Source organism: Bacillus sp. TL12, assembly GCF_022625245.1.
Classification (GTDB): Bacteria; Bacillota; Bacilli; order Bacillales; family Bacillaceae_G; genus Bacillus_A.
Map to the genome: position 1 here is coordinate 1 of NZ_JAJJBY010000233.1, position 348 is coordinate 348.

A 348-nucleotide genomic window follows, 5' to 3' on the forward strand; every position below is an offset into this window, starting at 1 on the left:
TCTTTTTTTCATATATGTATACTCCTTAATAAATTATAAATATATTTGTTAATTAAATTTGAAATGTATCAAGAATATTATCTTTTTCTTCTTTATTGATTTCAATATATTTGAGTGTAACTTGTGGTGTGCTGTGATTCAATATTTCTTGCAACATAGCGACATCTTTTGTTTATAGAACCAATAACCAAAAGTTTTACGCATAGTGTGGGTTCCAATGGATTCTACACCGGCAAAATCTCCGGCTTTTTGCAGTTGTCGATAAGCCTGGATTTTACTAATGGGTTGATTTCCTTTTCGAGAAGGAAATAACCAGGTATTTTCTAAGGTTTGGGCATAGGGGTTCTG

The 348-nt window shown here is 31.6% G+C and carries 1 pseudogene; it reads right to left on the minus strand.

Annotated elements, in window-relative coordinates:
• Nucleotides 1-52: 52 nt before the first annotated feature.
• A pseudogene (locus LOK41_RS28720) lies at nucleotides 53-348 on the minus strand (tyrosine-type recombinase/integrase); the annotation flags it as partial.